A 3,828-nucleotide genomic window follows, 5' to 3' on the forward strand; every position below is an offset into this window, starting at 1 on the left:
CGTGGGGTTATCTCATTCCCGAGGACCTGTATATACAGGTGGGCGTCAGGTAACCGGACCAGGGCCCGGACAGAGCCAACTCCCTCGGAATTGCTTAAGGCCACCGGAATGCAACCATGCACGAGAAGGGCAGAACCCGCCTGACCGCGAGATAGTCGCGCGACGTGGTTTCGGCAAGGGCCTGCGGCGAAATCAGCCCTCGCCGGCCGTCACGAAATTGTAACGCTCCAGCTCCTCGGGCAGCAGGATGTAGATCTCGTCCGACGGCGTGGTCAGCGCATGGCTCATCACCAGCGGGTCGATCCCCATCTGCTCGAGATAGATCATCACCTCGCCCTGCCCGCGCTGGATATCCTCGACCGCCACGAAGGCCGGCAGGATCGTGCTCTTGCCGAAGTAATGCTGGTGCACGCCGACCGAGGCGCCCTCCTCGATCTCGCGGGTCGCGCCGCCCGCCAACAGGTAGGGACAGGCCGAGTAGCAGATCTCGCCACGCAGCATCCTGGTGCCGATGCCCGCCTCGCGCAGGTGCCGGCCCAGCTCGAGCGCATCGCCCACCGAGCCGCCGGGGCTTTGCAGCACCAACGTCTCGACCGCAGGCTCGGCCGCCTCGATCAGACCGATCAGCCGCGCCCCGTCGCCCGGCGCGATGGCGCCCTCGAGCCGCCATCCGCCGCCCGTGCCGATCTCGGTCAGCGTGAGCCGTTCGGGCAGCTCGCCCGCATCGCGCGCCGGATCGAGCGGCGGGCGCTGGCGCGAGGGCTCGAAGACCCGGCGCTGGTCGCCCGGGCGCACCGGCTCGGAGAGACGCGGCGCGGCGGGGGCCATGCTGGGCAGGCGAAAGCCGTTGGCCCGCATGTCGCCGACGACAAGAAACGCCCCGATGGTGATCTGGAAAGCGAGGATGCCGGTCAGCACCCGCCCAACAGTGATCCCCCGCATCAGCTGCCAGCGCCCTTAATCCGCGCGACATCCGCATCGGGCCGCGGGGTCGACGGCTCGGGCGCTGCCTCGGGCTCCGGTGCCGAAAGCGGACGCGCGGTGCTCTCGGGCGGCGCTTCGGTGGCCTCGGGCGCGCTGTTGCGCACCTCGGGCATCCGCGCCATGTCGGTTTCCACGTCGCGCAGCGCCGCCAGCGCCGAACGCAGCTCGCTCAGCGTCATGGTGTCCTCGATCGCAGCATCCTCGCGGTTCTCGCGGATCGCCGCCTGCGTCACCGCAAGGATCAGCACCAGCACCGCCGGCAGCAGGTCGATGGCGATGGCGCCGGCCCAGGAGGGCACGAAGTTGCGCGCGTAGAGGATCACCGCGTCTGCCGCCGAGACCGGCGTGTAGGTCACCTCCGCCGCGGGTGTCATCGCCATGACCTCGCGCGCCGCCTGCTCCAGCGTCGCCGCGCGGCTGGCCAGCGCCTCGAGCACGGAGTCGATGGTGGCGGTCTGGTTGCCGCGGATCTCCTCGGTGCTGCCGTCAAGCTCGGGCAGCACCACCGAGGCCGCCAGATCCTGCGCCGCGCGTTCGACCAGCGGCGCCACCGAAAGCTGCCGCAGCTGCGCGATCAGCCCCTGCAACTGCACCGCCGCCTCGGAAAACTCCACCGAGCGCGCCTCGACCGGGCCCGGCTCCACCGTCAGCGCCCGCATCCGCGACAGGATCGCGTTGCCCTCGCTGAAGGCCTGCTGCACCAGAGGCGTCTGCCCGGCGATCTGGGTCTCGAGCGCCGACAGCTCCGCCGCCTTCTGCCGCAGCACCCGGAACACCGCACCACGGCCCGCGAGGCCGGAAAGCGTGCCCTGCGCCTCCTGCTCGGAGAGATCCTCGAAGCTCTGCCGCACCCGCGACACGTCGCGCTCGAGCGCCTGCGCCGAGAGCGCGATCTCGTGGGTGCGCTCGAGCGAGGCCTGATAATCCTGCACCGTCTTGGCGAGGTGCTGCTCGATCGCCGCCGAACCCGCCAGCGCCGCGGCGTTGAGCCAGGATGACATGGCGACGATGGCAAGGCTGCCGAGCCCCATCGCGCCCAAGAGACCGATCCGCGCCCGCGCCGTGCGGACCGCCGGGAACAGCCGCATCAGGTAGGACCAGAACACGAAGATCCCCACCGAGACGGCGACCGAATAGGCGATGGCGGCAAACACCGTCATCGCGCCATTGTCGTCGAGCAGCGACGAGACACCGAGATAGGTGTAGATCCCCGAGGCCACGGCCAGAACGCCGAGCGCAGTGCCGGAGAAGGTGTCGAGCCAGTTCAGATGATCCTGCAATTCGCGGGCATGGCGCACGCGCCGCGCCTGGTGGCGGGGCATGCCGGTCTCGTCGTCCAGTCTCTGGTCACTCATCCGCAACTCTCCCGAAAGCACATTTCACTCAAGTTAGGGGCTTCCCGCGCTCAAGGAAGAGTGAGGCGGCGGATGGTTGCCTTTGTTCACGGATTGTTCATACTTGCGTCATGACCCTACAGACCGATCCCGTCCTGATGCCCGGCCAGCTTCTGGCCCGCGGCGTGTGCCGTCACCTCTCGGGCGCGCATGGCTTTGCCGTGGTCGAGGAGTTCGTGCCCGAGCGCGGCAAGCGGGTCGACGTGATGGCGCTGGGGCCGAAGGGCGAGATCTGGGTGATCGAGTGCAAGAGCAGCCGCGCCGATTTCATGTCGGACGGCAAGTGGCAGGGCTATCTCGACTGGTGCGACCGTTATTTCTGGGCGGTGGACGAGGCCTTCCCGACAGACCTGCTGCCAGAGGGCACCGGGCTGATCATCGCCGATGCCTATGATGCCGAGATCCTGCGCATGGGCCCGGAGAGCAAGCTTGCCGGCGCGCGGCGCAACGCGCTCATCCGGCGCTTTGCGATCCATGCAGCAAGGCGGCTGCAGGCGCTGCGGGATCCCGGCGCGATGCTGGATGGCTGGGTCGGCTAGACCGGCCGCTTTTCAGAGGCTTACCGGCGGCCCTTCATCTTGCGGGCGGCGGCGGCGGCCGCGCGGATCTCTTCCGCGATCTCCTCGGCCTCTTCGGGTTCGAAATCCATCGGGATCTCGAACTCGCCCGCGGCCACGAACAGCCGGACCATGGCCTGATCCGTCGGACCGATCTGCAGGTTGGCTTCGATGTCGCGTTCGGTGTTGATACCCATGGCCTCGCCCTCGTCTGGCCGCCCGGATGGCTGCGGCATTCAAGCGAAGTAGCCCCGGCGGGCTTGATTTGCAAGCCGTGCGGTGGAAGCGTGCCGCCATGACCACGCCCCGGATCACCGCCTATACCGCCGCCGACCATGACTGGCTGGTCGAGGCCCATGGCCGGCTCTATGCCGCCGAGAACGGCTTCGACGCCAGCTTCCCGGTGCTGGTCGACGAGATCCTGACCGTGTTCGAGGCGGATCACGACCCTTCTTGCGAGCGCGCCTGGATCCTGCGCGACGGCGCGCGCCGCCTTGGCAGCATCTTCTGTGTGCGAGAGGATGACAGCACCGCGCGGCTGCGCCTGTTCCTGCTCGAGCCCGAGGCGCGTGGCAGTGGCCAGGGCCGCCGCCTGCTCGAGACCTGCATGGGCTTCGCCCGCGATCACGGCTACGACCGCCTGGTGCTCGGCACCCATGAGAGCCACCGCGCGGCCTGCGCGCTTTACGCCCGCAACGGCTTTGCCTGCACGCGCTCGACACCGATCACCAACTACGGTCAGGAGCTGATCGAGCAGGTCTGGGAACGCGCGCTCTGATCGCCGAAAGAAGCCCCGGATTTTGACTTGCAATCCTCCGGAGCCGACGGTATCTCCCCCCAACGTGCCGCCTTAGCTCAGTAGGTTAGAGCGCTTGATTGTGGATCAAGAGGTC

General features: G+C 68.3%; 5 protein-coding genes. 2 read left to right on the forward strand and 3 right to left on the reverse strand.

The window, feature by feature from the left end; translation table 11 throughout:
• Positions 1 to 192 precede the first annotated feature (192 nt).
• On the reverse strand, positions 193 to 942 hold the full coding sequence (locus tag AC6RA4_RS23890) for a COG3904 family protein (protein WP_500164565.1): 750 nt from the start codon (positions 940 to 942) through the stop codon (positions 193 to 195).
• Positions 942 to 2,339 (reverse strand): hypothetical protein, encoded by a 1,398-nt coding sequence (locus AC6RA4_RS23895; protein WP_500164567.1) that lies wholly within the window; start codon positions 2,337 to 2,339, stop codon positions 942 to 944. Before AC6RA4_RS23895 ends, AC6RA4_RS23890 begins: the two co-directional genes overlap by 1 nt.
• Before the next feature lie 110 nt (positions 2,340 to 2,449).
• On the opposite strand from AC6RA4_RS23895, the gene AC6RA4_RS23900 reads away from it, so the two are divergent.
• On the forward strand, positions 2,450 to 2,917 hold the full coding sequence (locus AC6RA4_RS23900) for an MmcB family DNA repair protein (protein WP_500164569.1): 468 nt from the start codon (positions 2,450 to 2,452) through the stop codon (positions 2,915 to 2,917).
• A 20-nt stretch (positions 2,918 to 2,937) separates the two neighbouring features.
• Here the strand turns inward: AC6RA4_RS23900 and AC6RA4_RS23905 are convergent, their stop codons facing one another.
• Positions 2,938 to 3,132 carry a DUF6324 family protein gene (locus AC6RA4_RS23905; protein WP_500164571.1) on the reverse strand — a complete coding sequence of 65 codons (195 nt, stop codon included), beginning with the start codon at positions 3,130 to 3,132 and terminating at the stop codon, positions 2,938 to 2,940.
• Between the two features lie 98 nt (positions 3,133 to 3,230).
• On the opposite strand from AC6RA4_RS23905, the gene AC6RA4_RS23910 reads away from it, so the two are divergent.
• On the forward strand, positions 3,231 to 3,713 hold the full coding sequence (locus AC6RA4_RS23910) for a GNAT family N-acetyltransferase (RefSeq protein WP_500164573.1): 483 nt from the start codon (positions 3,231 to 3,233) through the stop codon (positions 3,711 to 3,713).
• Positions 3,714 to 3,828 lie beyond the last annotated feature (115 nt).

Source organism: Salipiger sp. (assembly GCF_059781815.1).

Excerpts from the sequence above, each read along its gene's own strand:
- AC6RA4_RS23900 (WP_500164569.1), top strand. The coding sequence starts at position 2,450 with ATGACCCTACAGACCGATCCCGTCCTGATGCCCGGCCAGCTTCTGGCC.
- AC6RA4_RS23905 (WP_500164571.1), bottom strand. The coding sequence starts at position 3,132 with ATGGGTATCAACACCGAACGCGACATCGAAGCCAACCTGCAGATCGGT.
- AC6RA4_RS23895 (WP_500164567.1), bottom strand. The coding sequence starts at position 2,339 with ATGAGTGACCAGAGACTGGACGACGAGACCGGCATGCCCCGCCACCAG.
- AC6RA4_RS23890 (WP_500164565.1), bottom strand. The coding sequence starts at position 942 with ATGCGGGGGATCACTGTTGGGCGGGTGCTGACCGGCATCCTCGCTTTC.
- AC6RA4_RS23910 (WP_500164573.1), top strand. The coding sequence starts at position 3,231 with ATGACCACGCCCCGGATCACCGCCTATACCGCCGCCGACCATGACTGG.